Origin of the sequence: Sphingomonas oligophenolica (assembly GCF_039522915.1) — a bacterium.
Taxonomy (GTDB): Bacteria; Pseudomonadota; Alphaproteobacteria; order Sphingomonadales; family Sphingomonadaceae; genus Sphingomonas; species Sphingomonas oligophenolica.
On sequence record NZ_BAAAEH010000001.1, the window covers coordinates 35736 to 55531 of the forward strand.

At 63.7% G+C, this 19796-nt stretch carries 16 protein-coding genes; 2 read left to right on the forward strand and 14 right to left on the reverse strand.

Features of this window, described 5'->3' with window-relative positions; genetic code table 11:
• Window positions 1-115 precede the first annotated feature (115 nt).
• Window positions 116-2911 (forward strand): TonB-dependent receptor, encoded by a 2796-nt coding sequence (locus tag ABD050_RS00175; RefSeq protein ID WP_343887083.1) that lies wholly within the window; start codon window positions 116-118, stop codon window positions 2909-2911.
• A 113-nt stretch (window positions 2912-3024) separates the two neighbouring features.
• Here ABD050_RS00175 and ABD050_RS00180 read toward each other — a convergent pair whose 3' ends face one another.
• Genes ABD050_RS00180 through ABD050_RS00190 form a run of 3 tightly spaced genes read right to left on the reverse strand, consistent with a single transcriptional unit; the run spans window position 3025 to window position 4477 of the window.
• Window positions 3025-3195, reverse strand: a complete 171-nt coding sequence (locus ABD050_RS00180) for a DUF6961 family protein (protein WP_343887084.1) — start codon at window positions 3193-3195, stop codon at window positions 3025-3027.
• A 17-nt stretch (window positions 3196-3212) separates the two neighbouring features.
• Window positions 3213-3860, reverse strand: coding sequence for an SOS response-associated peptidase (locus ABD050_RS00185; protein ID WP_343887085.1), 648 nt, complete (start codon window positions 3858-3860; stop codon window positions 3213-3215).
• Window positions 3861-3898: 38 nt separating this feature from the next.
• A complete protein-coding gene (locus ABD050_RS00190; RefSeq protein ID WP_425542388.1) occupies window positions 3899-4477 on the reverse strand; it encodes an SOS response-associated peptidase family protein in 579 nt (192 codons plus the stop codon).
• A 263-nt stretch (window positions 4478-4740) separates the two neighbouring features.
• On the opposite strand from ABD050_RS00190, the gene ABD050_RS00195 reads away from it, so the two are divergent.
• Window positions 4741-5007, forward strand: coding sequence for a hypothetical protein (locus tag ABD050_RS00195; RefSeq protein ID WP_343887087.1), 267 nt, complete (start codon window positions 4741-4743; stop codon window positions 5005-5007).
• Between the two features lie 69 nt (window positions 5008-5076).
• On the opposite strand, the gene ABD050_RS00200 is transcribed toward ABD050_RS00195, so the two are convergent.
• From ABD050_RS00200 to ABD050_RS00250, 11 genes are all read right to left on the reverse strand, one after another.
• Window positions 5077-8394 (reverse strand): error-prone DNA polymerase, encoded by a 3318-nt coding sequence (locus ABD050_RS00200; protein WP_343887088.1) that lies wholly within the window; start codon window positions 8392-8394, stop codon window positions 5077-5079.
• Window positions 8391-9947, reverse strand: coding sequence for a DUF6504 family protein (locus ABD050_RS00205; protein ID WP_343887089.1), 1557 nt, complete (start codon window positions 9945-9947; stop codon window positions 8391-8393). The genes ABD050_RS00200 and ABD050_RS00205 overlap by 4 nt, the downstream gene beginning before the upstream one ends.
• On the reverse strand, window positions 9868-10599 hold the full coding sequence (locus ABD050_RS00210; RefSeq protein WP_343887090.1) for an ImuA family protein: 732 nt from the start codon (window positions 10597-10599) through the stop codon (window positions 9868-9870). Before ABD050_RS00210 ends, ABD050_RS00205 begins: the two co-directional genes overlap by 80 nt.
• Window positions 10600-10779: 180 nt before the next feature.
• Window positions 10780-11232, reverse strand: coding sequence for a MaoC family dehydratase (locus ABD050_RS00215; protein WP_343887091.1), 453 nt, complete (start codon window positions 11230-11232; stop codon window positions 10780-10782).
• 1 nt (window position 11233) lies between these two features.
• Window positions 11234-13099 carry an acetyl/propionyl/methylcrotonyl-CoA carboxylase subunit alpha gene (locus ABD050_RS00220; RefSeq protein WP_343887092.1) on the reverse strand — a complete coding sequence of 622 codons (1866 nt, stop codon included), beginning with the start codon at window positions 13097-13099 and terminating at the stop codon, window positions 11234-11236.
• 4 nt (window positions 13100-13103) lie between these two features.
• A complete protein-coding gene (locus ABD050_RS00225; RefSeq protein ID WP_343887093.1) occupies window positions 13104-13454 on the reverse strand; it encodes a nuclear transport factor 2 family protein in 351 nt (116 codons plus the stop codon).
• A gap of 10 nt (window positions 13455-13464) precedes the next feature.
• On the reverse strand, window positions 13465-15060 hold the full coding sequence (locus ABD050_RS00230) for a carboxyl transferase domain-containing protein (protein WP_343887094.1): 1596 nt from the start codon (window positions 15058-15060) through the stop codon (window positions 13465-13467).
• On the reverse strand, window positions 15057-16208 hold the full coding sequence (locus ABD050_RS00235; protein ID WP_343887114.1) for an isovaleryl-CoA dehydrogenase: 1152 nt from the start codon (window positions 16206-16208) through the stop codon (window positions 15057-15059). Before ABD050_RS00235 ends, ABD050_RS00230 begins: the two co-directional genes overlap by 4 nt.
• A 9-nt stretch (window positions 16209-16217) precedes the next feature.
• The gene (locus tag ABD050_RS00240) at window positions 16218-17522 is read right to left on the reverse strand and encodes a dihydrolipoamide acetyltransferase family protein (RefSeq protein WP_343887095.1); all 1305 of its coding nucleotides are present in this window, start codon (window positions 17520-17522) and stop codon (window positions 16218-16220) included.
• On the reverse strand, window positions 17522-18529 hold the full coding sequence (locus ABD050_RS00245; protein WP_343887115.1) for an alpha-ketoacid dehydrogenase subunit beta: 1008 nt from the start codon (window positions 18527-18529) through the stop codon (window positions 17522-17524). Before ABD050_RS00245 ends, ABD050_RS00240 begins: the two co-directional genes overlap by 1 nt.
• Before the next feature lie 11 nt (window positions 18530-18540).
• On the reverse strand, window positions 18541-19794 hold the full coding sequence (locus ABD050_RS00250; RefSeq protein ID WP_343887096.1) for a thiamine pyrophosphate-dependent enzyme: 1254 nt from the start codon (window positions 19792-19794) through the stop codon (window positions 18541-18543).
• Window positions 19795-19796: the final 2 nt, after the last annotated feature.

Sequence of the window (19796 nt, forward strand, 5' to 3'; positions counted from 1 at the left end):
TTGCGCCCTCATAATATAATAAGTAACTCACGGTGACATAAAAACGCAATAAGACTGTGGTGAGGGTGTGCGGACGGCGTCCTTTGCGACGCCAGCCGCCTTGAGGGGAAACGACATGAACAAGATTGTGCCGCAAGTCGGCTTGCTGACGCTCGCTTTTGCCATGGCTGGCCAAGCGCAAGCGCAGACTACTCCGGAAGCGCCGCGCCCTGCGGATCCGGCGGCGGCATCCACTGCCGATGCGGGTTCCAGCCCGGACATCGTCGTGACGGGTATCCGCCGCGCAAACCAGGCGGCGATCGACAGCAAGCGACGCGCGGTGAACATCACTGACGTCGTCAGCGCCACCGATGTCCGGGCTCTTCCCGACAACACGGTCGCGGAAGCGTTGCGCCGCGTGCCCGGCCTTTCGGTCGTGCCGGCCGCCGACAATGAGCATTCCCGCGACGAGGCCACCACTGCCGTGATTCGTGGCCTGAACGCCTCCTACAACAACGTGACGGTCGACGGCCTCAATATCGCGTCGCTCGGCGCCCTCAACGCGCAGGCGGGCTCGATCACGCGCGGCCTGCGTCTCGACATTCTGCCCTCATCGATGATCAGCGAAATCGCGGTCGTGAAGACCTTCAGCCCTGATCTGGACCCCAATGCTGTTGGCGGCGCCGTCAACCTCAAGACGCGCAGCGCGTTCGAGAATGGCGGAAAGCCGTTCTTCACCATTGAAGGATCGCTTGGTCATTCGAGCGACACCGGAAAGCCCTATTCCCAGCCGGACCCCGGATACCGCCTGGTCGGCACCGCGAGTACGACCTTCGGTCCGGGCGGCATGTTCGGCGCGGTACTCTCCGCCAACTACCAGCGGTTGAGCACCTACACCGTCACACACATGTCGAACGACACGGTCTTCTACAATTTCTACAACAATGCCGGACAACTCCAGTCGGGCAACAACCTCGGCAACGGCTACGGCGTGCCCCAGCTCGACAAGAGCTGGTACGTCGAAGATCAGCGGACTCGCTACGGGCTGACGGGCAAGCTCGAGGCGCGCCCGAGTGACCAGCTCTATCTGTACGCGATGGGCGGCTATTATTTCTTCCGCGACGATATGACGCGGTACGAGGGCCTGATCAATTCGCGTGGTCAGAACGTCCAGAACCAGACGCCAACCTCAGGCTTCTTCCCGACGAGCAGCAGCGAGATTGGCTACGACAACCAGCTGACCACCACCCGGACGCGCGTGGGGCAGTTCGGGGCCGACTGGAAGCCCGGCGAGCACCAGAAGCTGTCGCTCCGTACGTCATACTCGACGATGAGCTACGACGAGCCGTGGTACATGATCAAATATATCAATGCCGCGGCTCCGCGGCCCGCGCCGGGGACCGCCGGCGCCGGCAATGTGGGCAATCCTGCGTTGGCGATCACCTACGATACGAGCAACTTCCAGCACGTGTTCAACGTGAATCCGACCGCCTATTACGACACCAGCAAATATGCGCTGACCTACTGGCGCCCGGACATGGGACGGAACGCCGGCGACAAGATTTTCAATCAGCGCATCGACTACCACTACAACCAGGATGAAGCCGATCGCGGCCTCGGCTTCGGGCTCGGCGGCGCCTATGTCGATGACCGGTCGTTCTACAAGTTCCACCGGCTGGAATATGACCCCAACAACACGGCGCCGGCTCTAACGCTGTCGGACGTGCTCGGGCCGTCGGTGCCGCTGCCGTACAACTCGCTCAATCTTCTGACCGTCGATGCCGCCAAGGCCAAGGCGATCCTCGACGCCCTCCCGAAATCGATGTTCAACGCCCCCGATGCGACCGCGGTCAACAATCAGGACAATTTCAGCCATCACGAGAAGATTGCCGGCGCCTATGCGATGGCCAGCTACCACAGTGACCAGCTGCTGTTCCAGGCGGGCGTCCGCTATGACCATACCGATCAGTCGACGACGTCGCGCGTTCGCGTGCCCGGAGCCACAATTGCCTATACGGACCTGACGACCTCTTCGCGGTACGGGCGTCTCCTGCCGTCCGCGATCGCGATCTACCATCTCACCGACACGCTCGATCTTCGCGCCGCCTATAGTCGTACCCTCGGGCGCCCTCCCTATGACGCCTATGCCGCGCGGAGCGCCCTCAACTTCGTGAACGTGTCTGACATCGGCAACCCGAATGCCATCGGCGTCACGGCTACGATCGGCAATCCGAACATCAAGCCGCGTGTCTCGGACAATTTCGATCTGTCGGCCGAATGGCGCATTCCGGGCAAGAGCAGCGGGCTTCTTTCGCTCGCCTTGTTCGACAAGGAGATCAAGGACGAGATCTTCACCCTGGGAACGCTGGGATATACCGATCCGTCGAGCGGCGTTTTCTACAAGAACGCCATCGTCTCCACGCCCGTGAATGCCTCGAGCGCCCGGATCCGGGGCGTGGAAGGCAACGTGATCATCAACTCCTTCGCCGATATCTCGCCCTTGCTGTCGGGATTCGGCGCCAGCGCAAATGCGTCGTTGCTTGATGGCAGGGTCGCTGTTCCGCTCAGTGCCGGAGGGACGCGGACGATCGACAGGCTGGTTGGGCAACCCAACTACGCGATCAACGCCACGCTTTTCTACACGACGAAGAATCTGGAGTTGCGTGCCGCCTTCAATCGTCAGGGTCGCGCATTGCGGCTCATCCAGGCCGATGTGAGCTGGCAGGACCTCTATTGGGCGCCACGATCGCAGCTTGATCTCTCCGCGACCTACCAGGTCCGGCCCGGCATCTCGCTGGTCGGTCAGGTGAGCAACGTCACCAGAAGCCCCATCACAAGCGTCACCGGCCCGGGCAAGAACCTCCTGAAGGACGAATATTCGATTCCGGCGACATTCTGGCTTGGTGTTCGGTTCACGCCGAAATTTCGCTGATCGCACCGCCGGCCAACGCTTCCCTCTCCCTAACTTGCGTCCGCCAGCGGCGGGCGCACCTTTTTGAAACACGGAGCGCAGGGCTCTTCGATCCCTTGCATGTCTGGCGGCTGTTACTGGTGGGTTTGCCGAGCGGCCAGCAGCGGTTCGAGCCGGGCTGCGATCTGTTGCCAGCGCTCAACGCCTGCAATGTCGCCATTGATCGCAAGCGCGCCGATGCGCTCCGCGACGTGAATCGCGGATCTCTCGCCGTGGGTACGCCATACGGCGAGCGCCTCTGCCATGCGCTCCTGCTCAGGGGTCAAATCAGGGTCTCAGCCTGTGCGATCACAGGCTTGCGCTTGACCCAAAGTTCGTCCGTTCGGGTCATCTCGATCAGCTCATCGGGGAAACAGCGGTTCTGGAATGCCACCGCATCGTCGAAACTGCCGTGGAGCCAGCGATCATAGTCGTCCACATGGAGCAGCACAGGCATTCGATCATGGATGGGTCGGATTGCCTCGTTGCAGTCGGTCATCACACCCGAATAGACCGGCCCCCATTCGTCGCTCACACGCCAGAGGCCAGCCCATGCAAAGATCGGCTGGTCCTTCACGTTGAACCAGGTTCTCGTCTTCGCGCCTTTGGGACCTTCAGCCTCGGCGAACGCCGTCAGGGGAATGAGGCATCGCCATTGCGGTTTCGCGGCGAGGCCCTTCCACATCGGCTTGTTGAGATCGGCGATATTGTTGACCGGCTTCGGCTTTGCGGTCGGGGACATGCCCTTCAGCCGCAGCGGAAAACCCCACGCCATCGACTGCATGATGCGCGCGCCAGCCTCTTCCCGCACGACCATGCCAGGAGTGCCCGGATAGACCTCGTCCGGAGCGTTGGACTGAGCAGGATCGCTCACGCCGAAATGTGCCGCGACTTCGGCTGCGCTCTTCCGCACGGTGTAGAGATTGCACATGGCGCTACTTTATCAGCAAATCGCGCCGGCGCACCCGTTCAGAGCAGCGCCAGTTGCGGTTGCATGCTCGCGGGCCGCTTGCCGCTGCGCCACAGATCGTCGGTGTGCAGAACCTTTGTTCGTTCGGCTGCCAGTGGCGCGCGAAACTGGAACCCGATCACGTCCTGAATCGACCCGTGCAGCCAGCGGTCATATTCGTGGGGGTCGAGCAGGACCGGCATGCGGTCGTTATAGGGTTCGACCACCGCGTTCGCTGTCATCGTCATGCCGGCATAGACCGGGCCATAGTCGGGAACATTGCGGCAGAACCCGGCCCAGGCAACCAGCGGCTGCCGGTCGACCGAAAACCACGTCCGCGTCTTTTCTCCCGGATCGCCGTTGGGGTTGGCGAAATGGCTGAGTGGGATCAGGCAGCGATACCGCTGGTCGACCACCAGCTGTTCCCACAGCGGATTGGTCAGGTCGGCGACGAGCCCGATCCGCCCAGGCGGGTCGCCCCGCTCGCGCATCTCTCGCGTCAGTCGGGGAAACCCCCAGTCCATGAGTCGCAGATGGCGCCGGCCGCTCCGTTCGAACACGACCAGTCCGGGAAGCGCCTCGATGGTTTCGGATGGCATCTTGATATCCGCGGGCGCTTCCGCCGCGAAGTGGGCGGAAACCTCTGGGATGTTGCTCGCGACCGCATAGAGGCGGGACATTTCCTGACCTTTCCATCAGGGACTCGACATCAGCCATATTATCACGGAACAGATAGAGAACAATAGCGCCCGTTGCTCGTCGCCGGCGCTTGCTCTTGTGCACGTCGGTCACGATGCCCATTTCCGCTTTGCCTCCTTGAGACACGCGAAAGCGCAATCAGTGGTGGGGCGCTACAGAGACCGTGGGAGGAACCTTCCTCGCCGGCATTTCCAACCTCGGCGGGCTTTGCCCGGCCGTGACATGGGGCGGCCTCGGCCTCCTCGCTTTCTACCGGTCGCTGAAGCCGGGTTCCAAGTTCGGCGATTCGAATGACGACACGAAGACCAAGACCGACAACAAGACGAGAAAGGCGGTAGCCATGATCAAGACCACCAGCCGCGAACTCGTGAAGAGTGCTGCGATTTCCATTCTGTTTCATACCGTTGGCGTGGATGCACTGTCTCTGTAGCGCCCCATGTTCCTCCCAGCACCAATTCGAATGGCCGGCCTTCGGGTCGGCCTTTTTTTTGACCGGCGGTCAGCGAAAATCCCGCGGCTTGATCTTGATGCCTTCGGTGGGCTGACCGGGAATGATGCCCGATCCGAGGCGCAGGTCGGGAATATAGATGTCTCTCGGGGGCTTGCCCAACGGCGCTTCAGCTGGATCGCGCGGGTCCGGGCGCATGGCATTCTTGACCACATCGGCGCGGCTCACCCGGTAGATGTCGGCGACATCGGCCCGGTTGCCGACGCTCGCCAACAGCGATGACAGATCATCGAGGCGCTGCGCGATGACATGGATGACTTCGCCCTCGCGCTGGACCTGGCCGCGCACCCCCATCATCGACGCACCGAGCACCGTGCGGCGATTCTTCTCGAAGACATTGGTCCAGACGACGAGATTGGCGACGTTGGTCTCGTCCTCGAGTGTGATGAACATGACGCCCTTCGCCGACCCCGGTTTCTGGCGCACCAGCACAATGCCGGCGAGCTCGATCCAGCGGCCATCCTTCACGGTCTGGAGCTGCTCGCAGGTGATCATCCTGCGTGCCTTCAGCTCATCGCGGAGGAACGCCAGCGGGTGCGCGCGCAGTGACAGGCCCGACGCGCGATAGTCCTCGACGACTTCCGCTCCTTCGCCCATCGGCGCGAGGATGACGGTCGGCTCGATCGCTTCCTGGCGCAGCTTGCCGTCGCGTTCATCGGCTGCGGCAAAAAGCGGGAGCGCCGCGTTGCCGAGACCCTTGACGCTCCAGAGCCCTTCGCGACGACTGTTCCCGAGCGATCCGAACCCGTCCGCCTCGCCGATCCGGTCGAGGGCGCCGCGACCGACACCGGCGCGGCGCTGGATCTCCTCGACGCTGTCATAGGGCGTGCCGGCGCGTGCGGTCACGATCGCGGCCGCATCGTCGTTCGACAGGTCACGCACCATGCGGAGCCCGAGTCGGACGGCGAGATATCGGGCCCCGGTCGGCTCGAGCGTGCAGTCCCAGCGGCTGTGGTTGACGTCGATCGGACGGATTTCGACGCCGTGCTGCCGGGCATCGCGAACGATCTGTGCCGGGGCATAGAATCCCATCGGCTGCGCGTTCAGCAGGGCCGCGCAGAAGACGTCGGGATGATGGCACTTCATCCAGCTGCTGGCATAGGCGATCAGCGCGAAGCTCGCGGCGTGGCTTTCCGGAAAGCCGTAAGAGCCGAAGCCTTCGATCTGCTTGAACGTCTTTTCGGCGAAATCCTGGTCATAGCCCCGGTTGACCATTCCGCTGATCAGCTTGTCCCGGAAGTGCGATACGCCGCCGGTGAGCTTGAACGTCGCCATCGCCCGCCGCAGAAGATCCGCCTCGCTGGCGGTGAATCCCGCGCACTCGATCGCGACCCGCATCGCCTGCTCCTGGAACAGCGGCACGCCCAGGGTCTTCTCCAGCACCCGGCGCAGTTCCTCAGTCGGATAGGTGACTTCCTCCTGACCGTTGCGGCGGCGGCGGTAGGGATGGACCATGTCCCCCTGGATCGGGCCGGGGCGCACGATCGCGACCTGGATGACGAGGTCGTAGAAGGTGCGCGGCGCCATCAGCGGAATCGATGCCATCTGCGCCCGGCTCTCGATCTGGAAGACGCCGAGCGTGTCGGCCTTCCGGATCATCGCGTAGGTGGCGGGGTCCTCCGCCGGGATGGTGGCGAGGTCGTGCCTGGTCCCCTTGTCGTTCTCCAGGAATTCGAACGCGCGGCGCATGCAGGACAACATGCCGAGCGCGAGGACATCGACCTTCATGAAGCCCAGAAGATCGATGTCGTCCTTGTCCCATTCGATGACCTGCCGATCGTCCATCGCGGCCGGCTCGATCGGTACCAGCTCGTCAAGCCGGTCACGGGTCAAGACGAACCCGCCGGGATGCTGGGAAAGATGCCGCGGCGTGTTGATGAGGGTGCGGGCCAGGTCCAGCGTCAATGCGAGGCGCCGATCGCCAAGGTCGAGGTTCATCTCCTCGGCATGCTTGGCTTCGACCCCCTCGCGGCTCCAGCCCCACACCGACGAGGCAAGCCCGGCGGTCATGTCCTCGCTGAGGCCCAGCGCCTTGCCGACCTCGCGCACCGCGCCCTTGGACCGGAACCGGGTAACGACGGCGGTCAGCGCCGAGCGGATCCGGCCATAGGTTTCGTAGATCCACTGGATCACTTCCTCGCGCCGCTCATGCTCGAAATCGACGTCGATATCGGGCGGTTCCCTTCGTTCGGCGCTGACGAACCGCTCGAACAGCAGCTCGGAGCGGACCGGGTCGATCGAGGTGATGCCGAGCACGTAGCAGACGGCGCTGTTCGCCGCCGATCCTCGGCCCTGACAGAGGATCTCACGCCGTCGCGCCTCGGCGACGATCGAATGGACCGTCAGGAAATAGGGCGCATATTCGAGCTCGGCGATGAGCCTCAGTTCATGCACAAGCTGCTCGCGCACCTTGCCCTCGATGCCCTCGGGATAGCGCTCGGGCGCCTTTTCCCAGGTCAGCCGCTCCAGCTCTTCCTGCGGCGTCCGGCCGGGGACGCGGATTTCGTCGGGATATTGGTAGCGCAGTTCCTCAAGGCTGAAGGTGCAGCGCGCCGCCAACTCGACGCTGCGCCCAACGGGTGACGCGTCCTTCAGGTAGCGGCGGAACAACCGCTCCATCTCCTGGCCGCTCTTGAGATAGCGATCCGCGAATCGCTCACGTCGGTCGCCCAGCTCGTCGATCGTACATTTCTCGCGGATGCAGGTGACCACGTCCTGCAGCAGCCGGCGCTCGGGCGAATGGTACAGCACGTCGTTGGTGGCGACGGTCGGCACGCGTGCCGCCACCGCCATCGCCGACAAGTCACGCAGGCGGATCGCGTCGCGCGGCCGACGCCGAACCGACAACGCCATATAGGCGCGGTCTCCGAAGATCCGCTTCGTACGCGCCAGCGCGGTCTCCGCGACGGCATCGGCACGATCGGGGACGAGCATGACGATCAGCCCCTCCTGCCATTGCTCGACATCGGACCAGTCGAGATGGCACGCGCCTTTGCCGGCGCGCGCCTTGCCGACGCTGAGGAGGCGGCACATCCGGCCATAGGCGGCGCGATCGGTCGGATAGACCAGCAGCGCCGTGCCATCGATAAGGTCGAGCCGGCAGCCGATGATTGCCCGGACACCCGTGGTCTTCTCCGCATCCCACGCGCGAACGATGCCGGCGACCGAATTGCGGTCGACCACGCCCAGCGCCGGCAGGCCGAGCAGCGCGGCGGCAGCGAACATCTCCTCGGGCGAGGACGCACCTCGCAGGAAACTGAAATGGGTCGTGACCTGCAGCTCGACATAGCCGGGTGCATCGTCGGTCATGCGAACGCGCCATGGATGAACCAGCGCATGTTTCCGGTGGCATGGCTTGTCCCGTCGCCGAGCCGGAACAGCCAGTAGCGACCGCCCGTCTCGGTTTCGACCTGGTAATAGTCGCGCACGGCCAGCGGCGTGCCGGCCTCATGCCCGCCCTCGCGCCACCATTCGCCATGCAGGCGCTCTGGGCCATCACCCTGCGTGACGCGATATCGCTTGAGCCGCCAGATGAACATGCGCGGCGCGTCGTCGGGCAGCAGCGCGATCACCTCGATCGGCTCCGGGCGCTCCAGCATCCGCGAAGGTCGCGGGAGGTCGTCGTCCCACGCGGCGCCGGTCGGCCTGCCAAGCGCCGGCGACAGGGCAATCGAGCGCTCGGGCATCGCGCTGGCCCGGGGACCGCTGCGGTGAAGAGAGCGCTGGCCGAACCGGTTGGCGAGCGCGTCCACCAATGCCGCGAGATCCGGCCCGCGCCGACCGAGGCTTTCCAATCCTTCGCCCTGCCGGGCCGCCATGCCCTCGACCAGCGGCGTGACCAGGATCATCGCCTCGATGCCAAGCCCCGGCTCGACCGTCTCGATCCTCGCGCAAAGCAGTTTGGCGAGGTGGCGCGCATCGCGCGACGGCGCGGCAGTGCCGATGCGGATCGCCTGGGTATGGCCATCGACCCGGTGGAAGTAGCAGTCGAGCCGGCGGGCGCCCTTGCCGATACGGCCAAGCTGCTCGACGACATCGCCGACCAGATCACCGATCACCCGTGCAAAGGCTTCCGAGGTCGCGATCGGCTCCATGAAACCGCGCCGCGCGCGCGGCACATTCTCCGGAAAGATCGGTTCGATCGGCTCGGGCACATTACCCAGGGCCTGGTCGAGGCGGCGATGGAGATCGCGCCCGAAGCGCTTCGCAAGCGGGCCGCGCGGCGCCCCGATCAGCTGCTCGATGCGCTCGAACCCGAGCTTGCGCAGGCCCTCGACGTCACTGGCCGGGAGGCGCAGGGCCACGATCGGCAGCAGGGCGATGGCCTTGCGATGGTCTCCCGGCTCGATCGTCACCGGGCGCCCCGCTGGGACATGCCGCGCCACGGCATGGGCGCAGCCCGCGGTATCGGCGACCGCAATCTGCACGGTCAGGCCGAATGCGGCGATCCGGCGATGGAGATCCTTCAGAAGCGCCTTCTCGGTGCTGAACAACGAGGCGCATCCGGTGATATCGAGCCAGATGCCGTCGGGCGCATCCGGCGAGACAAATGGCGAATATCGCTGGCCCGCCCAGAGCGCGAGACGGCGAAGGCCTTCAAGATCAGCTTCTGGCTCGGCATCGACGACCTCCAGTTCGGGCGCGAACGACCGCGCCTGCGTGACGGTCATGCCAGGACGAATGCCGAGTGCCCGCGCAGCCAGGTCGACCGCGGCAATCACGCGGCGGCGATGGTCCGGGATCGCCGTTACGAGCGGACGGTCGCGCGCGAGGGCGTCGCGGTCAGGCGACGAATTTGCGGTCGTCCGCCGCAGCCGGTCGGTCGACCAGTGCGGAAGATAGACCGATGCGACCCGTCGCATCGCAGCCCTCCACAATCCATGCGTGCGGGTTGCCGCCGCGTACCCTTTCCAGCGTCACGTTCCAGCGCGGTCGCCCAAGGCTAGGAATACCCAGGTCCTCGCTCGGGAACGCCGTGATGCGCCAGCGTGTCACGGCCGCCGTGCCTTCCGCCGCTTGCTCGATTTTCGAGGCCCGGCGGAACACGAAGGCGGCGACACCCGAGCTCTCGGCCGCGAGCTGGAGCCGCTTCGACGCGGTCGTCGTATATTTGGAGACCTCACCCACGACACCGGCAAGCCCGCTGTGCCGGAGGCATTCCTCCATCGCCAACAGGACGTTGGTATCGCTGCCCGCCTCGACATGGATTACACGATCGGGGTGGAGGCCCGCCAGGTGGAGCGCGGGCGCGAACAGGTCGCGCCAGCGGAGACACCAGAAGACCGGACCTTCGATCCGCGCAAGGATGCCAGCGAGAAAGATCGTCGCGCTGGCGTCGTCCGCCAGATCGGGGCTGCCGGCTATCTCATGCAACGCACCGACGGCGATTCCCCGGCCGGGCAGGCGGAGGTCGAGCTCGTCTATCCCGAAGGGAATCGCAGCATGACGAACGCCCACGCCCTCGATCCGCGCGATTTGCGCTCGTAGTTTTTCGAGGACAGCGGGCTGGTACATGGCATCAGGAGACTCGGGTGGCGGTGGATTGTTCCCTATTTGTTCCGACGCGTGGCGCGAAGAGTCAAGCGCGCGTTATGAGGCTGCGGGATATTCCGGGAGCCCCAATCACGAAATTGGCGGAATCGCGCTGCTTGCACAATTCGTCCGAGTAGCTCGCTCAGCGCGAATGGACGCGGCCTATTTCGGCGTCCGGTTCAGCAGTGCGCTGCGCAGGCACTGGCAAACGACCTCGTCGCGCTGATTGATCAGACGATGCGAGAAGGTGACGATGCCTGCGCCTGGCCGCGATCTACTATCCTTCAGGTCGACCACTTCACTCTCCGCCCGCATCGTGTCGCCGATGAACACGGGCTTGGGATGCACGAGCTTGTCGTAGCCGAGATTTGCGACGAGCGATCCGAGCGTCGTCTCGCCCACCGAAAGACCGATCATCAGCGCGAAGGTGAAAGTGCCGTTGACGAGAATCTGCCCGAACTCGCTTGCCTTCGCCGCCTCGACGTCCAGATGGAGCGGCTGCGGATTGTGAGTCATCGTCGAAAATAACAGATTGTCGGTCTCAGTGACGGTGCGGCGAATCACGTGGACGATGTGATCGCCGATCGCCCATTCATCGAAGAAGCGTCCGGCCATGTCAGGCGTCCTTCTCGATGCGCACGAGCAACGCGCCTTCGGACACCTGGGCGCCATCCACGGCTCTGATCTCCGCCACAATGCCATCGAATGGCGCGACGAGGCCCTGCTCCATCTTCATCGCCTCCAGGACCAGCAACCGCTGTCCTTTGGTCACGGCATCGCCCGGCGAAACCGCCACCGAGATGATCCTGCCGGGCATTGGCGCGACGATCATCCCATCGGATAGGGCATCGCCACGCACGATATCGTCGGCACGCGGCCGGGAGAACGGCCACGCCTCGCCATCGGCAAACAGCACGCTACCGCCGTCGAACGCGGCGATGCTGGTTGGAACGGGCGTGGCCAGCGTGACGAGATGCACCTGGCCGCCCACGGTCACTTCTGCGCGCAGATCGGGTGCCGCATTGGCGCGGAAGCCGGTCAGCCCGCTCCATGGATCGAGGGAGACCGGCGAAAGGATAGCGCGGGCAGCACTGGTAAGGACGCGGGCAGAAGGCTCGTGCGGGGGCACCAACGCTTCGATATGCCGTTCGATGAACCCCGTATCGATCCGGGCCGCCACGAATTCGGGATGCCGAGCGGCGCGCGCCAGGAAGGCGGCGTTGGTCTTTACCGGCCATACCTCGGTGCCGCCCGCGGCATCGCCGAGCTTGCCGGCAGCGGCAGCGCGGGTGGGCGCGTGGACAACGAGTTTGGCGATCATCGGGTCGTAGAACGGTGTAACCTCGCCGCCTTCCTCAACACCGCTGTCGATGCGGACGCCCTGCGGAAAGCGCAGACGCTCTAGCGGGCCGGTCGAAGGCAGGAAGCCGCTCGCCGGGTTCTCGGCATAGAGGCGCGCCTCCATTGCCCAGCCGGTGATCGACAGCTCCTCCTGTCGCCTCGGCAGCCGCTCGCCCGACGCCACCCGCAACTGCCACTCGACCAGATCCTGCCCGGTGATCGCCTCGGTCACCGGATGCTCGACCTGGAGACGGGTGTTCATCTCCATGAACCAGATGCGATCCGCCCGCAGGCCCTCGCTCGCGTCGGCGATGAACTCGATCGTGCCGGCACCGACATAGTCCACCGCCTGCGCCGCCCGCACAGCTGCGGCGCAAATCGCATCGCGCGTCGTTTCGTCCATACCTGGCGCCGGCGCTTCCTCGATCACCTTCTGGTGGCGGCGCTGGAGCGAACAGTCGCGCTCGAACAGGTGCACCACATTGCCATGTGTGTCGCCGAACACCTGCACTTCGATATGGCGTGGCGAGAGGATATATTTTTCGATCAGCACGCGATCATCGCCGAACGATGACGCGGCCTCGCGCCGGCAGCTTTCCAAGGATTCAGCGAAGGCGTGCGCTTCGTCAACCTTGCGCATGCCCTTGCCGCCGCCGCCCGCGACCGCCTTGATCAGCACCGGATAGCCGATTGCGTCCGCTTCGCTCTGGAGCCGTTCTGGGGATTGATCCACGCCCAGATAGCCCGGCGTTACAGGCACACCTGCCGCAATCATCCGCTCCTTGGCGGCGTCCTTCAGGCCCATCGCGCGGATGCTGGCAGGCGGCGCACCGACCCATACCAGGCCGGCCGCCTGCACTAGCTCGGCAAACTCGGCATTCTCTGAGAGGAAGCCATAGCCCGGATGAATCGCTTCTGCTCCCATCGCCTTTGCGGCCTCCAGGATCCGGTCCTGACGCAGGTAGCTATCCCTTGCGAGCGCGGGACCGATGCACACCGCTTCGTCTGCTTCGCGGACGAAGGGCATGGCCGCATCGACGTCGCTATGTACGGCGATCGTGCGTATGCCGAGAGATCTCGCCGTACGAAAGATCCGCAGCGCGATCTCCCCTCGGTTGGCGATGAGAACAGAAGCAATCATCGGCTCAGCGCAGTCGATCGAGGCAATTTGTCTCGAAAATTGCCTCGTCCCGATCATTAAACAGAACTGTCTTGATGCTATTTCGGCCGATAGAATCTACGTAGTGCATCGATAATGCTTGGTGCCCTCTATAGACCTTCACCATCTCGAATGTGAGATTTGGCAATCGGCGGATAGCTTCTTGCCAATATGCCAGAACATCGGCCCTGCCCTTGATCAGGCCCTCACTTGCGTAAACCTTCGCGAACGGCGAACGCAGTTCAATCTCCAAGGAATAGAGCGAAAGCAACGATTCCATGTCGCGTCTATTCCAGCCGTCGATCCATTGATCGGCCCACCGCTCAGGAAAGATCATTGCGTATGCCTCACATTCGGAACACGCCGAACGTCGCGCGTTCGGGGATCGGGGCGTTGAGCGTGGCGGAGAAGGCGAGGCCCAACACGTCGCGCGTCTGGGCGGGATCGATGATGCCGTCGTCCCACAGCCGCGCGGTGGCGTAATAGGGGTTGCCCTCGTCCTCGTATTTCTGGCGGATCGGCGCCTTGAACGCTTCGGCCTGTTCCCGCGTCCAGCTTTCGGCATCGCGGTGAACTGTCGCAAGGACGGCGGCGGCCTGCTCGCCGCCCATCACCGAGATCCGCGCGTTGGGCCAGGTAAAGAGGAAGCGTGGTTGATAGGCGCGGCCACACATGCCGTAATTCCCTGCGCCGAAGCTGCCGCCGATCAGCACGGTAATCTTGGGCACGCTGGCGGTGGCGACGGCCGTCACGAGCTTGGCGCCATGCTTGGCGATCCCCTCAGCTTCGTATTTCCCACCGACCATGAAGCCCGAGATATTCTGTAGGAATAGCAAGGGTGTTCGCCGCTGGCAGGCCAGCTCGATGAAGTGCGCACCTTTCTGCGCGCTCTCGCTGAACAGCACGCCGTTATTGGCGAGAAGCGCGACGGGCATGCCCCAGATCCGCGCGAAGCCGCAGACGAGCGTGGCGCCGTACAGCGCCTTGAACTCATGGAAATCGGAGCCGTCGACGATGCGGCCGATCACCTCGTGCACATCATAGGGCGCTCGCACGTCGTTGGGGACGATGCCGTAGAGATCGGCCGGGTCGAGCTTGGGCGGGCGCGGTTCGGCAATCTCGATATCCACCGACTTGGGATGATTGAGCGTGGCGACGATATCGCGGACGATCAGCAGCGCATGCTCGTCATTCTCCGCGACATGATCGACAACCCCGGATTTGCGGCCGTGCGTTTCCGCGCCGCCCAGTTCCTCTGCGCTGATCACCTCGCCCGTCGCCGCCTTCACCAAGGGAGGCCCGGCGAGGAAGATCGTGCCCTGGTTGCGGACGATCACCGTCTCGTCCGACATCGCGGGCACATAAGCGCCGCCTGCGGTGCAGCTTCCCATCACGCAGGCGATCTGGGGGATACCCTCCGCGCTCATCTGCGCCTGGTTGTAGAAGATGCGCCCGAAATGATCGCGATCGGGGAAGACCTCGGCCTGGTGCGGCAGGTTGGCACCGCCGCTGTCGACCAGATAAACGCACGGAAGCCTGTTCTCACGCGCGATCTCCTGTGCGCGTAGATGCTTCTTGACCGTCATCGGGAAATAGGCGCCGCCCTTTACGGTCGGATCGTTGGCCAGGATCAGGCACTCGCGGCCCGAGACGCGCCCGATGCCGGCTATCACGCCCGCGCCGGGCGCGCCGCCTTCATACATGCCGTTTGCCGCCAGTGCGCCGACTTCGAGGAAGGGCGATCCGGTATCGAGCAAACGATGGATGCGATCACGAGGAAGCAGCTTGCCCCGCGAAACATGGCGCTCGCGATGCTCGGGCGACCCGCCGAGCGCGGCGGCCGCCACCTTGCCGCGCAACTCCGCCGCCAACGCGCCATTATGCGCGGCATTGGCAGCGAAGCCTCCCGAGGTGGGGTCCGCAAGCGTGGAAATCGTCGTCATGGGCCGATCAACTCCCGCCCGATCAACATCCGCCGCACCTCGTTGGTACCGGCACCGATATCGAGCAGCTTGGCGTCGCGCAGATAGCGTTCCACCGGCCAATCCCTCGTGTAGCCGGCGCCACCCAATGCCTGGATCGCCTCGTTCGCGACCTTCACCGCGTTTTCGGAGGCGAGGAGGATCGCGCCGGCAGCATCGTGGCGGGTCGTCTTGCCCGCATCGCACGCCTTCGCCACCGCATATACATAGGCCCGCGACGAGTTGAGCGCGACCACCATGTCCGCGATCTTGGCCTGCATCAGCTGGAAGGTACCGATCGCCTGCCCGAATTGTTTGCGCTCACGCACATAGAGCAGTACGACATCGAGGCAGGCTTGCATGATGCCGAGCTGGATGCCTGAAAGCACGACCCGCTCGTAATCGAGGCCCGACATCAGCACTCTCACGCCGCCGTCGAGCGGCCCCATGATCTGCTCTTCGGGCACGAAGCAGTCGTCGAACACCAACTCGGCGGTCGGGCTTCCGCGCATCCCCATCTTGTCGATCTTCTGGCCAATTGAGAAACCGGCGAAATCCTTCTCGATCAGGAAGGCGGTTATGCCCTTCGATCCGGCGTCAGGCGATGTCTTGGCATAGACCACCAGCGTGTCCGCATAGGTTGCGTTGGTGATCCAGAATTTGGTGCCGTTGAGCATGTAACCGCCGTCCACCATATCGGCGCGCAGCTTCATACTCACGACGTCCGACCCGGCACCGGCCTCGGACATGGCGAGGCTACCGACATGCTCGCCCGACACCAGCTTGGGCAGATATTTTGCCTTCTGCTCGGGCGAACCCCAGCGGCGGATCTGGTTGATGCAGAGGTTGGAGTGCGCGCCGTAGGAGAGGCCGATCGAGGCCGAAGCGCGACTGACTTCCTCGCAGGCAATGACATGCTCGAGATAGCCAAGACCTAAGCCGCCAAACTCCTCCTCGACGGTGATGCCGTGCAGGCCAAGCGCGCCCATTTCCGGCCATAGATCGCGCGGGAAGCTGTCCTCCGCATCAATCCATGCGGCGAGCGGCGCGATACGATCGGTAGCGAAGCGATGCGTGGTGTCGCGGATCATGTCCGCATTCTCACCAAGGAAAAAGTCGAGAGGCCTCATCATCGACCGTCAGTCTGCAAACAGCAGGACAGGCGTTTCGATAAAGCGCTTTAACGCCTGGACAAAGCTCGCCGCGTCCCACCCGTCTACCACGCGGTGGTCGCAACTGATCGAAAGGTTCATCAGCTTTGCACGAACGATCTCCTTGCCCGCGAAGACGGGCCGCTCGACGATCTTGTTTGGGCCAATGATCGCCACCTCCGGCCGGTTGATGACGGGCGTCGTCGCGATCCCGCCCAGCGGTCCCAGCGACGTGATTGTGAGGGTGCCGCCACCCATCTCATCCGGCTTGAGCTTGCTCGCTCGGGCCGCTTGGGCCAGCCGAAGGATTTCCGCCGCGAGTTGCCACACATTGCGGTCCTGCGCATCCCGAATGACCGGCACGGTGAGCCCAGCGTCAGTTTGCGTCGCCATGCCAAGATGGACACGACCGTGCCGTGTCACCACGCCTGCGTCGTCGTCATAGCGGGCGTTGATCATCGGATAGGCCGGGATCGTCTTGCAGATCGCCGCGATCAGGAGCGGCAGCATAGTCAGCTTCGGGCGGTCACCGCGCGTTTCATTCAGGTCGCTGCGCACTGCTTCCAATGCTGTGACATCGATCTCATCTACATAGGTGAAATGTGGAATGGCCCGCTTGGACGCGGCCATGTTCTCAGCGATCCGACGGCGCATGCCGATGACCTTGATCGCTTCGTCTGGCCTGCGGTGTGATGCGTGCGGAGAATGATATCCTTGCTCCGCGCGGTAGCGAAGATAGGCGTCGAGGTCGGCATGCCGCACGCGCCTGCCTTCGGTTCGCAGAAGTGACAGATCGATGCCCAAATCGATTGCGCGAGCGCGGACTGCGGGGGAGGCAAGTGGGGGTGCGTCCGAACCAGATGCGGCTTCCTGAGGCGCTGCCTCGGTGGATTTCGAAATTCCCCGTCCCGTTGTCGGTGGGGTTTCGGCCGCCTGTGCGACGATCGGCGTAGGTTCCAGCCTGCCCTGGCGGTCCGCCACATCAGGCGCGTCAATGCGAGGACTGGCTTGTGACGCGGCATCGACCTCTTCTGCGGTATCTTCCGCGATGGTCTCCGTTTCAATTACCATCAGGGCCGCGCCAATCGGGACCTGCTCGCCGACCTCACCTGCGAGTTCCACCACTATGCCCGACACTGGCGATTCCATTTCGACCGTCGCCTTGTCGGTCATCATGTCAGCGACGCCCTGATCTTCCTCGACGCGCTGGCCGACCGCCACGTGCCAAGCTACGATTTCAGCCTCTGCGATGCCCTCGCCGATGTCCGGAAGTTTGAAAACATAGCGCGCCATCAGAGGTTTTCCGTCACACGACGGAGCGCGGCGGTCACCCGCGCGGGCCCCGGAAAATAATCCCACTCGAATGCGTGCGGGTAGGGCGTGTCCCAGCCGGCGACGCGCTCGATCGGGGCTTCAAGGTGGTAAAAGCAGCGCTCCTGGACCAGCGCCGCCAATTCACCGCCAAAGCCCCCAAATCGCGAGGCTTCGTGCAGGATAATGCAGCGACCGGTTTTCGAGACGGACCTTACAATCGCGTCGATGTCCAAAGGGACGATCGACCGCAGATCGATCAGCTCAGCGTCGATGTCGCTGTCCGCGATACCAGCCAGTGCGACGTGCACCATCGTCCCGTAGGCGAGTATGGTCACATCATTCCCCTGCCGGACGATCGCGGCTTTCCCCAATGGGACCAAATAATGTCCCTCCGGGACCTCGGCATCCCTGTGCCCGGTCCAGTTCCCAACAGCCACGTCATGACGACCGTCGAACGGTCCATTGTAGAGCCGCTTTGGCTCAAGAAAGATCACCGGATCATCGTCCTCGATCGCGGCGATCAGCAGCCCCTTGGCGTCGTAGGGATTGGACGGGATGACCGTCTTCAATCCGGTGATGTGGGCGAAAATAGCTTCTGGACTCTGGCTGTGCGTCTGCCCGCCGAAGATGCCGCCGCCATATGGAGACCGCACCGTGATCGGCGCCCAAAATTGTCCCCCGGAGCGATAGCGCAGCCGCGCCGCCTCAGACACCAACTGGTCGAAAGCGGGGAAGATATAGTCGGCGAATTGTATTTCCGCGACGGGCCGCAGACCGTACGCGCCCATGCCGATGGCGGCCGCCACGATTCCACCCTCAGCTATAGGCGTGTCGAAACAACGCGTCAGGCCATGCCTCTTCTGCAACCCGTCGGTGGCGCGAAAGACGCCTCCGAAATATCCCACGTCCTCCCCGAATATCAGCACATCGGGATCCTGCTCGAGCTTCACGTCGAGCGCCGAGTTGAGAGCCTGTATCATGTTCATCGTCGGCATCTTCAGATCCCGAGCTCACGGCGCTGCTCAAGCACGCGCCAGTCGGGTTCCTTGAAAACACCCTCGAACATTTCCGACAGCGGCGGCTTGGATTTGCCGAGGGTGCCGACTGCCTCTGCCTCTTTCACCGCCCTTCGGACTTCCTTGTCCAACTCGTCGGCGAGCGCGGCATCGCGCTCCTCGTCCCATTCGCCAAGATGGATGAGATGCTGCTTTAGCCGTTTGATCGGATCTCCGAGCGGCCAGTACTCCGCCTCGTCTGCCGGACGGTACTTGGTCGGATCGTCGGAAGTCGAATGGCCTGCGACGCGGTAGGTGTAGAGCTCGATCAGCGTTGCGCCGCGGTTTGACCGCGCACGTTCAGCCGCCCATTCGGTTGCAGCCCACACGGCAAGGAAGTCGTTCCCGTCTACCCGCAGCCCGGGGATGCCGTAGGCAAGCGCCTTTGCCGCAAATGTCGTCTCGGAGCCGCCGGCGATTCCAGAAAAGCTGGAGATCGCCCATTGATTGTTCGTGACGCAGAAGATGCACGGCACATGATAGACCGAAGCGAAAGTAAGCGCCTCGTGGAAGTTGCCCTCAGCGGTGGTGCCTTCGCCCACATAGGCGAGCGCGATCTTGTCGTCATTTTTGTAGGCGGACGCCATCGCCCAACCGACCGCATGCCCATACTGGGTGCCAAGGTTCCCCGATAAGGAAAAGAAGCCATAGTCGCGCGCGGAAAAGAGGATTGGGAGTTGGCGGCCCCTCAACGGATCCTTCTCGTTCGAGAATATCTGGTTGACCATTTCGGAGAGAGGATAGCCTCGAGCGTGCAGCCAGCTGGCGACACGATAGGTGGGGAAACACATGTCGTCGGCACCAAGGACCATCGACTGGGCCGCGCCGATCGCTTCCTCGCCCGTTGATTTCATGTAGAAGCTGGTCTTGCCCTGACGATGGGCGCGGAACAGCCGATCGTCGAACACCCGCGTCAGCATCATCGCGCGCAGTCCGCGCACCAGTTGTTCGCCCGTGAGCGACGGCGCCCATGGGCCGACCGCGCAATCATCCTCGTCCAACACGCGGATCAGGCCAAACGGCAAATCCCGCATGTCGGCTTCCAACGCCAATGTGTCGGGGCGGCGGGTTTGGCCTGCTGCTGGCAATTGTGAAGCGCCGAAATGTGCCGCATCGCCGGGCCTCGCCGCCGGCTCGGGTATATGCAGCTCAAGAGACGGACGGTTTGCAACGCCCTGGGAAGACTTCCTGTGCATGT

What these genes read in the sequence shown, in the direction of transcription:
- ABD050_RS00175 (WP_343887083.1), top strand. Translation starts at nt 116, where the DNA reads ATGAACAAGATTGTGCCGCAAGTCGGCTTGCTGACGCTCGCTTTTGCC.
- ABD050_RS00245 (WP_343887115.1), bottom strand. Translation starts at nt 18,529, where the DNA reads ATGAACATGATACAGGCTCTCAACTCGGCGCTCGACGTGAAGCTCGAG.
- ABD050_RS00230 (WP_343887094.1), bottom strand. Translation starts at nt 15,060, where the DNA reads ATGACGACGATTTCCACGCTTGCGGACCCCACCTCGGGAGGCTTCGCT.
- ABD050_RS00250 (WP_343887096.1), bottom strand. Translation starts at nt 19,794, where the DNA reads ATGCACAGGAAGTCTTCCCAGGGCGTTGCAAACCGTCCGTCTCTTGAG.
- ABD050_RS00220 (WP_343887092.1), bottom strand. Translation starts at nt 13,099, where the DNA reads ATGATTGCTTCTGTTCTCATCGCCAACCGAGGGGAGATCGCGCTGCGG.
- ABD050_RS00215 (WP_343887091.1), bottom strand. Translation starts at nt 11,232, where the DNA reads ATGGCCGGACGCTTCTTCGATGAATGGGCGATCGGCGATCACATCGTC.
- ABD050_RS00240 (WP_343887095.1), bottom strand. Translation starts at nt 17,522, where the DNA reads ATGGCGCGCTATGTTTTCAAACTTCCGGACATCGGCGAGGGCATCGCA.
- ABD050_RS00200 (WP_343887088.1), bottom strand. Translation starts at nt 8,394, where the DNA reads ATGACCGACGATGCACCCGGCTATGTCGAGCTGCAGGTCACGACCCAT.
- ABD050_RS00185 (WP_343887085.1), bottom strand. Translation starts at nt 3,860, where the DNA reads ATGTGCAATCTCTACACCGTGCGGAAGAGCGCAGCCGAAGTCGCGGCA.
- ABD050_RS00190 (WP_425542388.1), bottom strand. Translation starts at nt 4,477, where the DNA reads ATGCCATCCGAAACCATCGAGGCGCTTCCCGGACTGGTCGTGTTCGAA.
- ABD050_RS00205 (WP_343887089.1), bottom strand. Translation starts at nt 9,947, where the DNA reads ATGCGACGGGTCGCATCGGTCTATCTTCCGCACTGGTCGACCGACCGG.
- ABD050_RS00180 (WP_343887084.1), bottom strand. Translation starts at nt 3,195, where the DNA reads ATGGCAGAGGCGCTCGCCGTATGGCGTACCCACGGCGAGAGATCCGCG.
- ABD050_RS00225 (WP_343887093.1), bottom strand. Translation starts at nt 13,454, where the DNA reads ATGATCTTTCCTGAGCGGTGGGCCGATCAATGGATCGACGGCTGGAAT.
- ABD050_RS00235 (WP_343887114.1), bottom strand. Translation starts at nt 16,208, where the DNA reads ATGAGGCCTCTCGACTTTTTCCTTGGTGAGAATGCGGACATGATCCGC.
- ABD050_RS00210 (WP_343887090.1), bottom strand. Translation starts at nt 10,599, where the DNA reads ATGTACCAGCCCGCTGTCCTCGAAAAACTACGAGCGCAAATCGCGCGG.